The sequence below is a fragment of the Chroogloeocystis siderophila 5.2 s.c.1 genome (assembly GCF_001904655.1).
GTDB classification, from domain to species: Bacteria; Cyanobacteriota; Cyanobacteriia; order Cyanobacteriales; family Chroococcidiopsidaceae; genus Chroogloeocystis; species Chroogloeocystis siderophila.
In genome coordinates this window covers 305,267-321,260 of record NZ_MRCC01000002.1, presented here as the reverse complement: position 1 = coordinate 321,260, position 15,994 = coordinate 305,267, and the positions used below count along the sequence as shown (strand labels likewise).

Below are 15,994 nucleotides of genomic sequence, written 5' to 3'. Positions count from 1 at the left end.
TTGTATCTACCAAAGGTTCTTATTTAACTTTAATAAACGGTAACATTTTTTAGAATGCCTCGGATACTCGTTATAGATGATGACCCTGCAATCTCTGAACTAGTTGCGGTTAATCTCGAAATGGCTGGATATGATGTTAGCCAAGCAGAAGATGGCATTAAGGGACAGGCGTTAGCGATCCAGATACAGCCAGATCTCATTCTGCTTGACCTCATGCTACCCAGGGTTGATGGCTTTACGGTTTGTCAGCGGTTGCGGCGCGATGAACGGACAGCAGAAATTCCCGTGGTGATGCTCACAGCGTTGAGCCAAACGCAAGATAAAGTCGAAGGTTTCAATGCTGGGGCGGATGATTATTTGACGAAACCGTTTGAAATTGAAGAAATGCTAGCCCGCGTGCGCGCGTTGTTGCGACGAACAGATCGCATTCCGCAAGCAGCCAAGCATAGTGAAATTCTCAATTATGGTGCTTTAACCTTAGTACCAGAAAGATTTGAGGCAATTTGGTTTGGGCAAACAGTTAAACTAACTCACCTAGAATTTGAGTTACTGCATTGTTTGTTGCAACGTCACGGCCAAACAGTCTCCCCTAGCGATATTCTCAAAGAAGTATGGGGCTATGACCCTGATGACGACATTGAAACGATTCGCGTACACATTCGCCACTTACGTACCAAATTAGAACCAGATCCCCGCCATCCCCGTTATATCAAAACAGTGTATGGTGCAGGTTATTGTTTAGAACTTCCAAGTGAAGAACAAAGTAGTGACAATAATAGTGGGATACCGACAAGTGCAGTCCTTCCCGAAAAAGCGCCTAACTAAAAAATTAACTTAATCAAGCCGGTGTATCTATATTCGTAATTATCTATTTTTTCTGTGTTTGGAGTAGTAGCCTAGGGCACGATGCTGTGCGTCTACGTTAAAGTTCGATTTTATAGCAAGACGCATTCGGGTGAGGACAAGTAAATTGAGTAAATGTATTGCGCTGGTAAGCTTTTTTAAAAGATAAGAGCTAACAGCCAATTACTAACCGCTATACATAAACGTATGAATAGCAAATAAAGCGATCGCCAGACCTGAGCCTACGCGATCGCCCTATCGAGAACAACAATTACTTAAGGAGCAAGGGCGTTACCGCGAATTAGGCTACCGATGGTTTTGGCTGTGATTTTCATTTGAGTAATTGGGTTCGCTGGAACTACCGTTTTGTAAAGGTAGCTATCGAACGTGAGGCGCTGCACATCCAAGTCTGCACACATCTCAACAAAAGCTTCGCGTGTTGCATCGCTGCGGTAGAAGACAGTTTGCAGCAGATCCAATACTTTATAGGTCATGCCATATTTTTTATCCCAACGTCGTAGATAAATTTTCAATTCGTTTTCGGTAGGAATGCGAGTTCCACCTTGAGATACCTCAACAAGAGTTTCAGCGCACATCCGACCTGATTTCGCCGCAAAGTAAATCCCTTCACCGGAAGACTTTGTGACATAACCTGCTGCATCACCGACAAGCGCTACGCGACCAACAACACGCCGAGGACGAGGATGTTCGGGAATTGGATGCGCTTCGACTTTAATGATTTGACCACCGACAAGTTTTCGCGCCGCCCGCGCCCGAATCCCAGCTTGCAACTGTTTGATGCTGGCTTTATTCACCTGCATTGTGCCTGTACCGACAGCAACGTGGTCGTATTTCGGGAACACCCAAGCGTAGAAGTCAGTAGAGACATCGTTACCGACGTACATCTCGGCAAGGTCGTTGTAGTACGCCATTTGGGCTTCAGGTAAGCGAATCCGCTCTTGAAAAGCGATCGCGTAGTTATAATCTCCAGCATCAATTTCCTTAGCAATACGGGAGTTTGCCCCATCAGCACCAATAATTGCATCCACTTTCAAGGATTTGGCAATTCCTTGTGCGCCACCTTCTGAGTGGTCTACGTAGTGAATTGTATAGAAATCTGTATTATTTTGCGGAATATCGAGTTTATGAACTGTAGCATTAATTAACTTTGCGCCGAGTTTGGCAGCGCGATTGCGTAAAAAGCCATCGAGAACTTCGCGACGGCACATTCCTATATATTCATCTTCATTGACTAGATTGATATCCACCTCGCGATTTGAGGGGGAAATCATCTTCATCTTCCGCACCTGACGGTCAATAATCTGCGGCGGTAGATCGAATTCACTCACCATACACAGCGGAATTGCTCCGCCACATGGTTTGGCGTTGTCTAGCTTGCGTTCAAACAAATATGTTTCAATTCCAGCTTTTGCCAAGGTTTCGGCGGCTGAAGAACCAGCTGGACCTGAGCCTACAACAGCAACCCGTAGTGTCAAAGGTCTTCTCCCAATCTTCAAGAGCTAGAAAAGCATCGTATCACGGACTTTTAGCTTGCTCAGTGACTTCCTATGAAGATGTGACTGAAATGCAACAGACCTTAATATTTTGATACTTATATACAGGGTTCAGGGACGGTTCAGGGACGCGAAACACCCTACCTTCTAATCATCTATACATCTGTAGCTTAGATAACAAAAATATTGATCAACATGAAATCTTTACACTAAGACTAAGATCTTGTGAAGATACAAAACGCAATAAGTAAAGCTTTATATGATATAAAACTACAGTAACCCCATCAAAAAACCGGAGATTATAGTTTCAGTTTAAACGCTGAATTTAGCCTGATAGACATTAAGTAGAAGTTTCTCAGATTATTGCATCATCACCATATATTTCCTCCAGAGGTAGCTCACCGTGGGTATTGTAGTTGAAAACGTATCAAAGCAGTTTGGCAGTTTTCAGGCCGTTGACGATGTAAGTTTAGAAATCAAGTCAGGTTCGCTGGTAGCCTTACTCGGACCATCGGGTTCAGGTAAGTCTACGTTATTACGGTTGATTGCAGGTTTAGAGTTACCTGATAGTGGCAAAATTTGGCTTACAGGTAAAGATGCGACTTATCAAAGCGTGCAAGAACGCAATATTGGATTTGTGTTTCAGCACTATGCACTCTTCAAGCACATGAGTGTGCGGCAAAACATTGCGTTTGCCCTAGAAATTCGTAAAACACCGAAAGCAAAAATTAAAGCGCGAGTAGACGAACTCCTCGAATTGGTGCAACTGAGTGCCTTGGGAAATCGCTATCCTTCACAACTATCCGGCGGTCAACGCCAGCGCGTTGCTTTAGCAAGGGCGTTAGCAGTACAACCGCAAGTACTCCTGCTTGACGAACCCTTCGGCGCACTCGATGCCAAAGTTCGTAAAGATTTACGCGCTTGGTTGCGCAAACTGCATGATGAAGTCCATGTAACAACGGTATTTGTAACGCATGACCAAGAAGAAGCAATGGAAGTTTCAGATGAAATCGTCGTGATGAACAAAGGTCGCGTCGAACAAATTGGTTCGCCAGCAGAAATTTATGACCATCCAGCAACGGCGTTTGTGATGAGCTTTATTGGTCCTGTGAATGTGCTACCGAGTACATCAAATATTTTCCAAGGTAACGGGTTTGAGTCAACGCATCCAGAGATGTTTTTACGTCCGCAGGATGTGATTGTACAACGCGAGAAAAATGGTACGACAGTATCAGCACGCGTTAGCCGAATTATTCACTTAGGTTGGGAGATTCAAGCTGAATTAACGTTGGATGATGGACAGGTGGTGACAGCGCATCTTAGCCGCGATCGCTTTGACGAATTACAACTGCAACCGCAAGAAAAAGTTTATGTCAAACCCAAAGATGCCAAATCATTTCCGCTATACTATTCAATTTAGTTACTAGCCGTTAGCTTATCCGATTGGGGAACCAAGTGACAGCTTGCGACTCATAGCTAATGGTTGCGCTAGGATAGTCGAATGTTATGAATTGGTTGGTATCTCGCAGGCGCTTGTGGTCGCTGGGAAAATTTATCGGCTTGTCGCTGTTGTGTTGCCTTCTGGTTGTGAGTTGCAATGATCGCCCACCAGGCACAACATCAAGTGTCAGTCCAACAAGTGCGAATAGTATGCGCTTGGTTGTCGGTACAACGCTAAGACCGCGTACGCTCGATCCCGCAGATAATTATGAACTTGCGGGTTCTAATATTATGACGAGCTTGAGCGATCGCCTGTACACATACGCGGTTGGTACAGGTGAATTAGTGCCTCAACTCGCAACAGCTTTACCGCAAGTGAGTGCAGACGGGTTAACGTACACAATTCCTGTACGTCAAGGAGTTGTGTTCCATGATGGTACTGCCTTTAATGCCGAAGCAATGGCGTTTTCGCTCAATCGTTTTATTCAAAACGGCGGGAAACCCGCATCTTTGTTATCGGATGTTGTCGATTCGGTGCAAGCGTCAGGAGAATACGAACTGACAATTCGGCTCAAAAATGCTTTTGCGGCATTTCCTTCGTTACTCGCGTTTTCGGGATTGTGTGCTGTGTCGCCGCAAGCGTATGAAATTGGCACAGGACAATTCAAGCCGCGAGAATTTGTGGGAACAGGTCCCTATCAGTTAGTGCAGTTCACGCCGAATTTGATTCGGATGGATGTGTTTGATAAATACTGGGGCGAAAAACCAGCAAATCAAGGCATTGACTTTCAGATTTTATCGAGTTCTGCCAACTTATTTAATTCTTTCCGCACAGGTCAAGTCGATATCGCGTATCAAACCTTTGACCCAGAACAAGTGCAGAGTTTGAAACAGCAAGCGCAGTCTAATGGTTGGCAGGCACTGGAAGAAAAAAGCAACGTTGTTACACATTTAGGTTTAAATATCAAGCAGCAACCATTAGATAATCCGGTAGTGCGACGCGCGATCGCGGCAATGATTGACCGTCCACTAATTACACAGCGCGTTTATCAACAGCAAGCTGAACCGCTGTACAGCATGATTCCTAATACATTCGATAGCTACAAGCCAGTTTTTCAAACAACTTATGGCGATGGAAACGTCGAACAGGCAAAAGCCTTATTAGCCCAAGCAGGTTACACAAGTGCGAATCCGTTAACTATAGAAATTGCGTATCCAGCCTATTCGCTAACCCGCGAACAAGTAGCGAGTACGCTACAAGAATATGGTTCGCAGCGACTTGATGGTGCTGTACAAATTCAAACGAAAGCTGAAGAAGGAGCAACATTTTTCGCCAATATCTCGAAGGGAGTCTATCAAGCCGTTTTACTCGACTGGTATCCTGACTTTGGCGATGCGGATAACTACATTCACCCGTTTTTGAGTTGTACGCAAGGTAATGCAACTGCTGGATGCGAGCAAGGCGCAAGTCAAAGCCAAGGGTTATTTTATTACAGTGATCGCATGAATCAACTGATCGAACAACAACGCCAAGAACAAAATCCCCAAACCCGCGCCGCACTCTTCGCTCAAATTCAAGACTTAATCGCCCAAGATGTCCCCGCAATTCCTTTAGTCCAAAACAAGGATTATGCTTTCGGTCAACAAACAATTCAAGGCTTACAAGTAGACCCAATCCTCAAACTTCCTTTATGGGATATTGCCAAAAGAGCTAGTAGTTAGAGTTAGTTTTGAATTTTGAATTAAAAAAATTATAACTCACCCCTCACCCCTCACCCCTTTCTCATGTCTCGCATTAAAGCACTTCAGTATTACATTCTGGCGCGGTTGCTGCTTGCACCACTGATGATCTGGACGATTGTGACAGTGGTGTTTTTTCTACTGCGAGTACTTCCCTGGTTACTACAATCAACGATTGGCGATCCTGTAGATGCAGTGCTAGGAAGTCGCGCCCCAGAGAGTGTGAAGGAAGAATATCGCCAGCGCTTAGGATTAGCCGATCCATTGTGGGTGCAGTATTTGCGCTATCTTGGCAGTTTACTTCGCTTTGATTTGGGTTCTTCGCTAACGAGTCAAGGCGAAGCTGTCTGGGATACGATTGGAAGACATTTTCCCGCGACAGCAGAACTTGCAGTATGTAGTATGGCGATCGCGCTGTTGATTGGCATTACAGTAGGGATGCTAGCGGCGTCGCGTCCTAACTCTTGGCTTGATGTTGGAGGACGCTTGTTTGGCATTATTACCTATGCACTACCCATGTTTTGGATGGGAATGCTGATGCAATTACTCTTTGCAGTACAGCTAGGCTGGTTCCCCATTGGTGATCGCTTTCCGGCGTCTTTGTTTCCGCCCCCAGGTCCTACAGGGTTATATACCATTGATAGCCTGCTTGCGGGAGATTTAACAAGTTTCTGCACCGCGCTGTATCATCTTTTCTTGCCGAGTTTGACACTAGGTTTACTCTTAAGCGGTATTTTTGAGCGAATCGTGCGCGTCAATCTCAAGCAAACGCTGCGTGCAGATTATGTAGAAGCCGCCCGCGCTAGAGGAATTCCAGAACGGCGGATTTTAGTCGCCCATGCGCTGAAAAATGCGATGATTCCCGTGATTACAATTTTGGGACTAACGTTTGCATCGTTACTTGGCGGGGCAATTTTAACTGAGGTAACATTTTCTTGGCCTGGACTTGCAAATCGACTTTATGACGCGATTTCGCTGCGCGATTACCCAACAGTGCAAGGTATACTCGTGTTTTTTGCCGTTTTGGTAGTGATTGCGAGTATTGCGATCGATATTTTGAATGCTTATATTGACCCGCGAATTCGCTATTGAGATGACTGATTTCAAATTGTGCCACATCTGATCAAGCAAGGCACTGCCTTGCCCCTCTAACCCTACTATAATTACAGCCCATGAACCGCTCAAAAATCATTGCGATGATCGCAGGTGCAATTTCTCTAATTTTAGCGATCGCCTATCTTGTCATTGTCCAAATACTCGACTTTCGCGGTGAAATGTTACCTGCGCCCGCAAGTCAACTTGAGTCACCACCCGTGGCAGTTATCCGTATTACACCTTATACGCATTACCAACCCTGACGTTAGCCCCATGCATCGATTACGATAATGAGCGATAGCGTTTTGCTGTGATTTTTGACAATTTCAACTAACTTGCAGTTACCAGCCAACTTTACTTCTGACCAAAATTGCCGATTTGAAATTCGTGCGGCGCAAATTGAAGACGTACCAGGTTTGACTGACATTCTAGCCGATAGCTTTCACTCGCAAGAAGGTGTTCTCGGCTGGGCTTATCCTTTCTTGAAGCTAGGAATCTACGAAGATCTCCGTAATCGATTACGCACAACAACGCGACATCATATTTGTTTAGTCGCTGCCGATTGTAACGCCAAAAGCGATCGCCTAGCCGGAATTGTCGAATTGTCACTGCGGTCAAAAAATCCTTTTACGAACCAGCGGTTTCCTTACATCTCCAACTTGGCGGTTCGTCGTCATTATCGCCGTCGTGGTGTAGCACAAAAGATGCTATTAAAATGCGAACAAATCGCGCTAGCGTGGGAATATCAGGATCTGTATCTACATGTATTAGAAAATAACCATCAAGCTCGTCAATTGTACTGTAAGTTAGGCTATCAATTAGATCAAGTTGATTTTAACTGGAGTACTTGGCTACTCGGACGACCCCGCCAAATTTTGCTGCATAAACAGCTTGCGGCTAGCGGTCTTCACTAACTAAGGATTGCTATTTCAGTCGCAATTGATCGCGAAATTGTTTTGTCGTAATTCAATTAGTGATCGCATAACTCAAATAAATCTCTGATGTCACTATTTTCTTACATTTTGGTGAGCTAATTTTGTGCTTTTGCCTAAAATAATACTGCGATTTTTAATAAACAGAACGACACTATCTACTGTAAGATTCTATTTTAGAAAAGTATTTTTCAGGTTTGACTGGCGCAGCTTTACAGAAAATTTACGAGAGTTTGATCAAACTTTATTAAGACTTTAAGATTATGCCGCTTTCCTCGGATGTAGCCGACAATTGTTTAGAATAAAATAAGCAGTGAATCAATATCAAGCCTGCTTTTAGTCATCCAGTCATAATCATTTGTCTTTAGGAAGCCGATATTTTGTCTTCTTTCCTAATAAATGTTAGCGTGCAACATACAAGAAACCTATATTTAGGCAACCCGATGGATAGCGAAAATCAGCAGCGCTACCAACCTTCTATAGCATTAGCTTGCTTACCTGTGGGCAATATTCATTTCTCAGGCTGCCGCAACCAGTGTAATAGTAGAAACGATAGTACTGACCACAGTGCGTCAGAAATTCTCAAACTACTGCGTAGTGGGCAAGTGCTGATGGTAAACAGCCGTCGTCGTAATGGTTTAATCCTTTATAAGGGTTTCCATGCGGAGTTTGCAGGACCTGGTGCAGCAGTGGGTAGCTTTTATGATCGCGATTGTGACTGGGCTTTACCCGTAGGAAATCTTTCCTTACTTACGCCAGAAACGCATGAAGAACGGCAAAAGGCTTATTTGATTAGGCGACAGTGGATTCGCTTGATAAAACAAATTACCGAAAAGTCGCAGCCTCAACAGCGCGTCCAAAAGATTCTAGAACAATTTGAGCAGTATTTTGATTCTCAAACGGTATCGCAAATACCTGATGAAGCCTTTGCACGACTTGTTGGCGTACTTCCACAAACCGCAAACACCGTACGTAGTGCGGCGCGCATTTTAGAGGATATAGACTAAAAGTGTTAAAAATTTTACCTCTAACTGAGAGATTCGCAGCTTTTTACGGCAGATTCTAAACGTGCGAGTGTACGTGCGTTTTCTTCAGGGCTACCAACCGTAATCCGCAGTCCACCGCTGAGTAGACGTAATGTTGTACCACGAGATCGTATTTGCTGCGCTAAAGTGGCAAGGAATTTATTGGCTTGTGTGGGATGATTGCTTTGAACATAGACAAAATTTGCAGCGCTGTAATTGACTTTGAGCGCAGAATATTGAGATAGTGCTTGAATGAGTTTGGTACGTTCTGCACAAACAAGTGAAATGGATTGTAGTAACAAATCGCGTTGTTGTAAAGCAAGAATGGCAGCAGCTTGGGAGAAACTCGGAAGGTTGTAAGGTAGGCGAACTTTTTCTAGAACTGCGGTAATTTCTGGAGATGCGATCGCATAGCCGACACGTAAAGCGGCCAGGCGAAACGCTTTAGAAAATGTCCGCAAGACGACCCAATTAGGTTTTTGCAACAACTCGCCAACAACTGATGTTTGACTAAACTCAAAATACGCTTCATCAATAACAACAAGTATTTCTTCGGGTAAGCTGCGTATCCACTCTAACTCAGCATTCGTTAAAGTATTTCCTGTAGGTGAGTTGGGATGGACAATAAACACCACGCGAATGGGTGGGTTATCGGTTGTTTCGATAGCGGCTTGGGCTGCAACCCAATCAATTTCAAATTCTGAATTGCGTCCGACAGTAACGACGGGAATTCCTAACGTGTGTGCCAAAATGCCATACATCGAGAATGTTGGATTGGCGACTAAGATAGAACCTTCACCCCCAAGACAAGTTGCGATTAACAGCGAACGAATCAGTTCGTCAGAACCATTACCAACCGAAATTTGAGCGGGTGCGATCGCGCCTTGCGTCAGATTGGCAGATTCATTAATATATTCGGCGATCGCCGCTTTCAATACCGCGTGTCCGGCATCAGGATAGCGATTTGTTTCGATCGTTTCTTGATAAATCCAAGCAAGTTTTTGCTTTAACTCGCGTGGTAAATCGTACGGACTTTCATTTGTATCTAACCGATCAATGACTGACTCAATTGGTTTACCGTCAGTACTGCTTGGATGCGGTGTATATGCGGTAAGTTGAGCAAGATCAGATCGGATAAAGGGCAGCATTATAAGGAGCGAGGAGCTAGAGGTGAGGGATATTTCTTTATATTGTAGTTGTGTAGGGTGTACGAGGGCTTATTGTAGTTGACAAAACGATTGAATAGCTTGCCAAGTTTCTAGCATAACGTTACCCAAAGCATGATCGCTGTCAACTTCAATTAATTGCACCCAGGAACGTTTTGCGGCAAAATCGCGGCTGACTTGGATAGGAATCACTTCATCGTGAATTCCGTGAATAATCAAGGTAGGAACGGGGCGTAACAAATGATCGTCATTGTATTGCGGTACGTCGCGGGCGAACTCGTAACTTAAGGGTAGCAATCGCTTTTCGCCGTAGTGATAAACCATTAAATAGCGTTGCTGTTCCCATTGTTGAATCTTCTCAGTTCCTAGCTGCGGTAGCCAATGCGAGAGAAAAGCAAACGCTGGGGCGAGTAAAACTAACTTTTGAACTTGGTGATGTTGTTCTGCCAACCAAGCAGCGGTTAAACCCCCAAAACTTGAACCGATCAAGGTGACAGGTTCATCTGGTAATAGTGCAGATACTTGCTGTAATTGGCGTGTCAGCGTCAGTTGCGTAAAATCATCTTGGTTGAGATCGGGGATGTGCAATGCGTGGTGTACCGCTGCAAAGCGATCGCGGAGATAGACCGCTTTGGCGGATTGAGGACTCGACGCAAAGCCGTGTAGGTAAATGAACTGCAACTTCTTAACGGAGGGTAACAAATTCTTCAGCAGTCGAGGGGTGAATGCCAACGGTGGCATCAAAGTCTTTCTTCGTAGCACCCATTTTAATCGTAATCGCGATTCCTTGAATCACTTCCGCCGCGTATTCGCCTACCATGTGTGCGCCTAGAACTTTATCGGTATTGCCATCGACGACTAATTTCACGATTGTTTTTTCGTCGTCTCCCGTCAGCGAGTGGAACAACGGACGGAATCTTGCGCGATAAATTTGCACAGCATCTCCGTATTTTTCTTTTGCCTGTGCTTCGGTTAAACCGACTGTCGCGGCTTCGGGGTGTGAAAATACAGCAGAAGGAACATTTTCGTGATTCATTTGGCGGCGATGATTGCCAAATTCTGTATCAGCAAATGCTCGTCCTTCAGCAATGGCGACTGGGGTCAAGTTGATTTTATCAGTACAGTCACCAACAGCAAAAATATTCGGTTGCGAAGTTTGGCTGTAGTCATCAACGGCGATCGCCGGATTAGTTACATATCCTGGTCCTTCTTCATCAGTTGGAACAATCTCAACTCCTGCGTTTTCTAAACCCAAACTATCAATATTGGGTATTCTCCCTGTTGCTGCTAAGAATGCATCGGCAATAATTGGTTGATGTTCTTCTGATAGCTTTATTTTCAAACCTTCAGAGACGCGCTCAATTTTTTCTACTTCAGCGTTGGTGATAAACTTCACACCGTGATGCGTCATCCCATCTTGAATTCCGGTACGAATATCCTGATCAAATCCACGTAAAATTAAATCTCTGCGGATAATTTGTGTAACTTGACAACCTAACCCACACATGATAGAAGCAAATTCTACACCAATATAACCTGCGCCCAGAATGGCGATGTGTTTTGGTTGTGCTGGCAGGTGAAACATTTCATTTGAGGTAAGGGCATATTCCATACCTGGGAGATCTGGCTTGACAGGACGCCCACCAACTGCTATCAAAATTTTATTTGCCGTAACTTTGCGATCACCAACTTCAATTGTGTGAGGATCGACAAGGGTGGCGCGGTGCGGAATCAGTTCAACTCCTGCTTTTTCGAGAAATCCAATATGTAATTGCGACAGTCGCCGGACTTCTTTGTCAATTGCCGTTACGAAATATTCCCAATCAAGTTCAGTTTCACCCACACGCCAGCCATAACCGGCTGCATTGCGAAATAGCTGGGGAAAGCGCGAACCGTACACCATCAGTTTTTTGGGAATACACCCACGGATCACACAAGTTCCACCAACAAGATCTTGTTCGGCGATCGCGACTTTTGCGCCGTAACTCGCGGCGCGTTTGGAAGCCGCTAAACCTCCAGAACCCGCACCAATCACAAATAAATCATAATCATAGTTCATTAATATTTCTCCCTTGCGTAAAAATTTAGTGCATCAAAGAAAGTGGTAATCGGTAATTGGTAATTGGGCAAATTCTTTAATTCAAAATTCACACACTCAAAACTTACTTATCTGATTTAATCTAGCGTGAGAAATTCTTCTCCAGTGGTAGGGTGGATACCAATTGTGGCATCAAGATCTTCTTTAGTGATACCTTTGCGGATTGCAACAGCTAAACTTTGAATAATATCAGCAGCCTGTTCGCCTACCATGTGCGCCCCTAATACTCGCTGAGTATGACTATCGACGACTAATTTCATCATTGCTTGTTCTTTGCGCTCTATCATGCTATAAAATAATGGCTCAAATGCTGTTTGATAGCACTGCACTGCATCTCCGTATTGTTCTCGCGCTTCGTCTTCGGTCATTCCTACTGTTGCAGCTTCAGGACGGGTAAAGACGGCGGAAGATATATATTCATAATTGACTTTTTGTAGCTTGTTACCAAAGGCAGTGTTAGCAACAGCTTCACCTTCGGTTCGTGCAACTGGGGTTAATGGTACGCGGCTAATACAATCACCAACTGCAAAAATATTGTCTTGAGTTGTGCGGTTATACTCATCAACTTGAATTGCACCTTTTTTACCAAGTTCTACCCCTGCATTTTCTAAACCAAGATTTTTCGTATTTGGGGTGCGTCCGGTAGCAACTAAAATTGTGTCTACAGCGATCACTTCTTCGGTATCTCCTGATAATGTAAGATGCAATCTTTGATCGCTCTTTTGAATTTCCTTAACCGTCGTTTTGCCCAAAAACTGAATTCCGCGTTGAATTAAACCTTCTTGTACCGAGGAACGCAGATCGTTGTCAAAGCCATCAAGAATCAACTCATCGGTATCCATCAATGTGACTTCAACACCAAAAGCATTCATCATGCTAGCAAATTCGACACCAATGTAACCGCCGCCAACGATTGCTAGCTTTTGTGGTAGTTGCTGCAATTGAAACATCTCGCGTGACGTAATCGCAAGTTCACTTCCAGGGATGTCGGGTTTATTTGGGTGTCCGCCAACAGCGACTAAAATTTTATCAGCAGTAATTTTGCGGTCATTGATCTCTATAGTATGCGGATCGAGCAAAGTTGCGTGTCCCCGCAGTAGTTCGATTGCAGCTTTTTGGAAAGTTTGTAAATACGACTGATTTCGTTTTTCAACTTGCTGATGTACTTTACTAATAAACTGCGACCAATCAAAGCCCCTTTGACATTCACTCCAACCGTAGCTGGGTGCTAATTGATCTTGCAGCGCAATGTCAGCCGCATAGACAATAAATTTCTTGGGAATACAACCGCGATTCACACACGTTCCGCCGATCGCTTCTTGTTCTGCAACTGCAACGCGTACGCCATAGCTTGCAGCTTGCTTCGCCGCAGCTATTCCCCCCGGACCTGCACCTATCACAAAAAAATCGTAATCAAATGTCATGAATTTTCATTAAGGGTAAAAGTAAAGAATTATTATCTATTTTCATCTTTCATCTTGTTTGTCGCTACTAGTTCAAAGGTGAGTTGATGGCACTCAGTATCAGATTCACAATATTTCTTTTTTGTCAAGCATGGCTGCTGCTAATTCGATTGCTTCATCAACTGTAGTAATTTCACCTTCAGCTTGGGCTAGCGCGATCGCTGTAAGCAGCTTTCCCACCAAAGGACTTGGTTTAATTTTGAGTGCTTGAATTACATCTTTACCTGTAACGAGTAATTGAGGATGCGCGACAGGATCTTGAGGATCGAGGTAGCGATTGATTAAAGGTGCGATCGCATCAACTGAAGTCCCCTTAGCTACAGATAATAGTGCGATTGCTGGAAAGACTCTTGCAGCTTCTTGAAAGAAAAAATACTGTTCGCGGATAGACAGCGGATGTGTTTGGAACTGTGGTAGTAGTTTGAGTATCGTAATGACACCGCGAATTTCTGCTCGACTATATGTAAGTTGCATGAGTTCGGCTTCAGCAATTTCGGGTTGTGGAGAGACAAGACACGCGAGTTTGGCAATACCTAACCATGTTGTTTTTACAGTATCGCGCACACTTTGGCAAAGTTCGACGTTGAGTTGTGACCAAATTTCTGAAAGTTTTACCGCTGCGGTGTCAACAGCAGCAACATCCTCAACGCTAGCGTTGGGAAACCAGTATTTAATCAAGCCATCTTCCGCCGCGCTTTTTAACCACAAAGTTCCTTGAGAATGGGCAAGAAGATATCCTAATTCTACCCGCACGCGTTCAGCAGCAACGTGTTGGATATGTGGTGCTAAAGTTTGAATTGCTAAGCGAGTCTCTGACTCAATCGTAAAACCAAGCTGTGCAGCTTGACGGTAAGCGCGGAGTAGTCGTAAAGGGTCATCTTGCAAATTTTGTTGTGATACCATCCGTAAACAATGGCGCTGTAAATCGATACAGCCGCCGAGAGGATCGATAATTTCTTGCGTATGAGGGTTGTAGGCGATCGCATTTACGGTAAAGTCGCGTCGTCGTAAATCGGTTTCTAGGCTAGAACCTTCTTGTAGGGCAAAATCTACAGTCGCTTGAGGAAACACCACACGCGCAATTTGGCGTTGGGCATCGAGAATCACAAAACCTGCTTTGTAATAACGTGCCAGCGATCTTGCAGTGGTGATCGCATTTTCTGGTAAAACAAAATCTAAATCTAAGTAATCAGCACTCCGCCCTAATAAAGCATCGCGTACCGCACCACCAACTAAGTAAATCGGCTGTGGTAGTAGTTCCAAGCTAAAACACCACTTTTTAGGAGATAATCTAGACAAGTTCTGGCACATCGCCATATAGACCAGTTGAGTCGCTAGTACAAATTTATGACTAGGCGTAAGATGTTATTATCTACCTCAGTTAAGATAGAGGCAATCACTCATCCTAATTTAGGACTTGAACAAGACATTAGCCTGGAGTTCGTTTTATGTGTATTTGCGTGAACTGCCACTATGTCGATCGCTGCATCACATACCACGCGGTTGAAACTCAGCACGAACAGCCTCACTTAACTGAAAACCCCAATTTTGAACCGATCGAACCCTCAATCAACGTTAACATTCGTACCCACGAAGACATCATTGAGATGGAATACGATGTCGTTGGTTGTGTTAGCTTCAAACGCGAAATGGGTAAATGGGCAAAACTACGCCCTGGTGAACTTGTACCTACCTAGAAATTTATAGCTAACAACTAATTGCGACTACAATAAGCATGGCGGCTACTTATTAATTTAGGAGTAGCTGCTTTTGTTTGAGTAAATGTCAATGTCTATTGTTCGTCTTCAGCCACCTCAGTATGGTCTTGCGATTCATACAAGTAGTCCAGAATTAGGCTTTGCGCTAAGTAACTTTACGAATGACTCGCGCGCAGCAACATGGAATCTCGGACGCGATATATCGAACTTGTTACATCAGTATTTAATTGAGTTTATTCAACCCCAAACTTGGCAAGATTTAGCATTCATTGCTGTAGCCAAAGGACCAGGCGGTTTTACGGGAACTCGAATCGGTGTCGTCACAGCGCGGACTTTAGCACAACAATTAAATATTCCCGTATTTGCGATTTCGAGTTTAGCATCTGTTGCTTGGTTGCACCACACAATTGAACCAACATCAGTATATGCTATTCAGCTTCCTGCACAGCGCGGTCAACTACATACTGCAATCTATCAAGCTAACACTGAAGGAAACGGCTTGACTGCTTTACTATCAGATACCGTATTAACTCCGGAAGCATGGCAAGCCAAATTAGATAGCTGTAATGGATACAAGTTAATTGATGCGCAAAATTATTTGGGAACTTCGGTGAGTAGCTTATTAGAACTGGCATACTGCGATTGGCAGCAAGGGGCGCGTCCTAAATGGTCAGAAGCATTACCTTTTTATGGTCAACATCCTGTATAGGGTTTTGATGTTTCTGTCAAAAAAGTCCTTTTTGAGGGTATGATAACTTAGCTTTGGCTAGAAGTGACTAACCAAAGCTGAGCTAAATACAAAATGTCCTTGAGTTAAAAGACAACGAGGCGCTCACTACCTAAGACCACTTTGCGGAGACTTTAATCTCCCCTCGGTAGCGATAAAGTGGAGGAGGCGACAAAAACTCCACACCGCCTTATTTATCTGTATTTTGCGCATTGTTCAACCTCCTGACGTCG

General features: G+C 44.2%; 15 protein-coding genes. 9 read left to right on the top strand and 6 right to left on the bottom strand.

All coding sequences use genetic code 11. The features are described from left to right. Positions 1–54: 54 nt before the first annotated feature. Positions 55–825 carry a response regulator transcription factor gene (locus tag NIES1031_RS03195; protein WP_073548065.1) on the top strand — a complete coding sequence of 257 codons (771 nt, stop codon included), beginning with the start codon at positions 55–57 and terminating at the stop codon, positions 823–825. A gap of 293 nt (positions 826–1,118) precedes the next feature. Here NIES1031_RS03195 and chlP read toward each other — a convergent pair whose 3' ends face one another. Further along, entirely contained in the window at positions 1,119–2,339 is a 1,221-nt protein-coding gene (chlP, locus tag NIES1031_RS03190; protein ID WP_073548064.1) for a geranylgeranyl reductase, read from the bottom strand. Positions 2,340–2,760: 421 nt separating this feature from the next. On the opposite strand from chlP, the gene NIES1031_RS03185 reads away from it, so the two are divergent. The 6 genes from NIES1031_RS03185 (at position 2,761) to NIES1031_RS03160 (ending at position 8,571) form a co-directional block, all read left to right on the top strand. Continuing rightward, the gene (locus NIES1031_RS03185; RefSeq protein WP_073548063.1) at positions 2,761–3,777 is read left to right on the top strand and encodes a sulfate/molybdate ABC transporter ATP-binding protein; all 1,017 of its coding nucleotides are present in this window, start codon (positions 2,761–2,763) and stop codon (positions 3,775–3,777) included. Positions 3,778–3,863: 86 nt separating this feature from the next. Then, positions 3,864–5,519, top strand: coding sequence for an ABC transporter substrate-binding protein (locus NIES1031_RS03180; RefSeq protein WP_073548062.1), 1,656 nt, complete (start codon positions 3,864–3,866; stop codon positions 5,517–5,519). Between the two features lie 63 nt (positions 5,520–5,582). After that, complete coding sequence (locus NIES1031_RS03175) at positions 5,583–6,629, top strand: ABC transporter permease (protein ID WP_073548061.1); 1,047 nt, start codon at positions 5,583–5,585, stop codon at positions 6,627–6,629. A gap of 80 nt (positions 6,630–6,709) precedes the next feature. Next, positions 6,710–6,895 (top strand): hypothetical protein, encoded by a 186-nt coding sequence (locus tag NIES1031_RS03170; protein ID WP_041918547.1) that lies wholly within the window; start codon positions 6,710–6,712, stop codon positions 6,893–6,895. Positions 6,896–6,949: 54 nt separating this feature from the next. Continuing rightward, entirely contained in the window at positions 6,950–7,546 is a 597-nt protein-coding gene (locus tag NIES1031_RS03165; protein WP_073548060.1) for a GNAT family N-acetyltransferase, read from the top strand. A 461-nt stretch (positions 7,547–8,007) separates the two neighbouring features. Beyond that, complete coding sequence (locus NIES1031_RS03160; RefSeq protein WP_073548059.1) at positions 8,008–8,571, top strand: hypothetical protein; 564 nt, start codon at positions 8,008–8,010, stop codon at positions 8,569–8,571. A gap of 20 nt (positions 8,572–8,591) precedes the next feature. Here the strand turns inward: NIES1031_RS03160 and NIES1031_RS03155 are convergent, their stop codons facing one another. From NIES1031_RS03155 to NIES1031_RS03135, 5 genes are all read right to left on the bottom strand, one after another. Beyond that, positions 8,592–9,737, bottom strand: a complete 1,146-nt coding sequence (locus NIES1031_RS03155) for a histidinol-phosphate transaminase (protein ID WP_073548058.1) — start codon at positions 9,735–9,737, stop codon at positions 8,592–8,594. A gap of 69 nt (positions 9,738–9,806) precedes the next feature. Continuing rightward, entirely contained in the window at positions 9,807–10,496 is a 690-nt protein-coding gene (locus NIES1031_RS03150; protein ID WP_218596651.1) for a YqiA/YcfP family alpha/beta fold hydrolase, read from the bottom strand. Then, positions 10,441–11,814, bottom strand: coding sequence for a glutathione-disulfide reductase (gor, locus tag NIES1031_RS03145; RefSeq protein WP_073548056.1), 1,374 nt, complete (start codon positions 11,812–11,814; stop codon positions 10,441–10,443). The genes NIES1031_RS03150 and gor overlap by 56 nt, the downstream gene beginning before the upstream one ends. A gap of 116 nt (positions 11,815–11,930) precedes the next feature. Next, positions 11,931–13,277: a glutathione-disulfide reductase gene (gorA, locus tag NIES1031_RS03140; protein WP_073548055.1), complete on the bottom strand. Its 1,347-nt coding sequence runs from the start codon at positions 13,275–13,277 to the stop codon at positions 11,931–11,933. A 105-nt stretch (positions 13,278–13,382) separates the two neighbouring features. After that, entirely contained in the window at positions 13,383–14,633 is a 1,251-nt protein-coding gene (locus tag NIES1031_RS03135) for a tRNA nucleotidyltransferase/poly(A) polymerase-related protein (RefSeq protein ID WP_218596650.1), read from the bottom strand. Positions 14,634–14,764: 131 nt separating this feature from the next. Here NIES1031_RS03135 and NIES1031_RS03130 point away from each other — a divergent pair, with 131 nt between their 5' ends. After that, positions 14,765–15,013: a Ycf34 family protein gene (locus NIES1031_RS03130; RefSeq protein WP_073548054.1), complete on the top strand. Its 249-nt coding sequence runs from the start codon at positions 14,765–14,767 to the stop codon at positions 15,011–15,013. 91 nt (positions 15,014–15,104) lie between these two features. Continuing rightward, positions 15,105–15,743, top strand: a complete 639-nt coding sequence (gene tsaB / locus NIES1031_RS03125) for a tRNA (adenosine(37)-N6)-threonylcarbamoyltransferase complex dimerization subunit type 1 TsaB (protein WP_218596649.1) — start codon at positions 15,105–15,107, stop codon at positions 15,741–15,743. Positions 15,744–15,994 lie beyond the last annotated feature (251 nt).

Excerpts from the sequence above, each read along its gene's own strand:
- NIES1031_RS03195 (WP_073548065.1), top strand. The coding sequence starts at position 55 with ATGCCTCGGATACTCGTTATAGATGATGACCCTGCAATCTCTGAACTA.
- NIES1031_RS03180 (WP_073548062.1), top strand. The coding sequence starts at position 3,864 with ATGAATTGGTTGGTATCTCGCAGGCGCTTGTGGTCGCTGGGAAAATTT.
- NIES1031_RS03175 (WP_073548061.1), top strand. The coding sequence starts at position 5,583 with ATGTCTCGCATTAAAGCACTTCAGTATTACATTCTGGCGCGGTTGCTG.
- NIES1031_RS03170 (WP_041918547.1), top strand. The coding sequence starts at position 6,710 with ATGAACCGCTCAAAAATCATTGCGATGATCGCAGGTGCAATTTCTCTA.
- NIES1031_RS03160 (WP_073548059.1), top strand. The coding sequence starts at position 8,008 with ATGGATAGCGAAAATCAGCAGCGCTACCAACCTTCTATAGCATTAGCT.
- NIES1031_RS03155 (WP_073548058.1), bottom strand. The coding sequence starts at position 9,737 with ATGCTGCCCTTTATCCGATCTGATCTTGCTCAACTTACCGCATATACA.
- NIES1031_RS03150 (WP_218596651.1), bottom strand. The coding sequence starts at position 10,496 with ATGCCACCGTTGGCATTCACCCCTCGACTGCTGAAGAATTTGTTACCC.
- gor (WP_073548056.1), bottom strand. The coding sequence starts at position 11,814 with ATGAACTATGATTATGATTTATTTGTGATTGGTGCGGGTTCTGGAGGT.
- gorA (WP_073548055.1), bottom strand. The coding sequence starts at position 13,277 with ATGACATTTGATTACGATTTTTTTGTGATAGGTGCAGGTCCGGGGGGA.
- NIES1031_RS03135 (WP_218596650.1), bottom strand. The coding sequence starts at position 14,633 with ATGGCGATGTGCCAGAACTTGTCTAGATTATCTCCTAAAAAGTGGTGT.
- NIES1031_RS03130 (WP_073548054.1), top strand. The coding sequence starts at position 14,765 with ATGTGTATTTGCGTGAACTGCCACTATGTCGATCGCTGCATCACATAC.
- tsaB (WP_218596649.1), top strand. The coding sequence starts at position 15,105 with ATGTCTATTGTTCGTCTTCAGCCACCTCAGTATGGTCTTGCGATTCAT.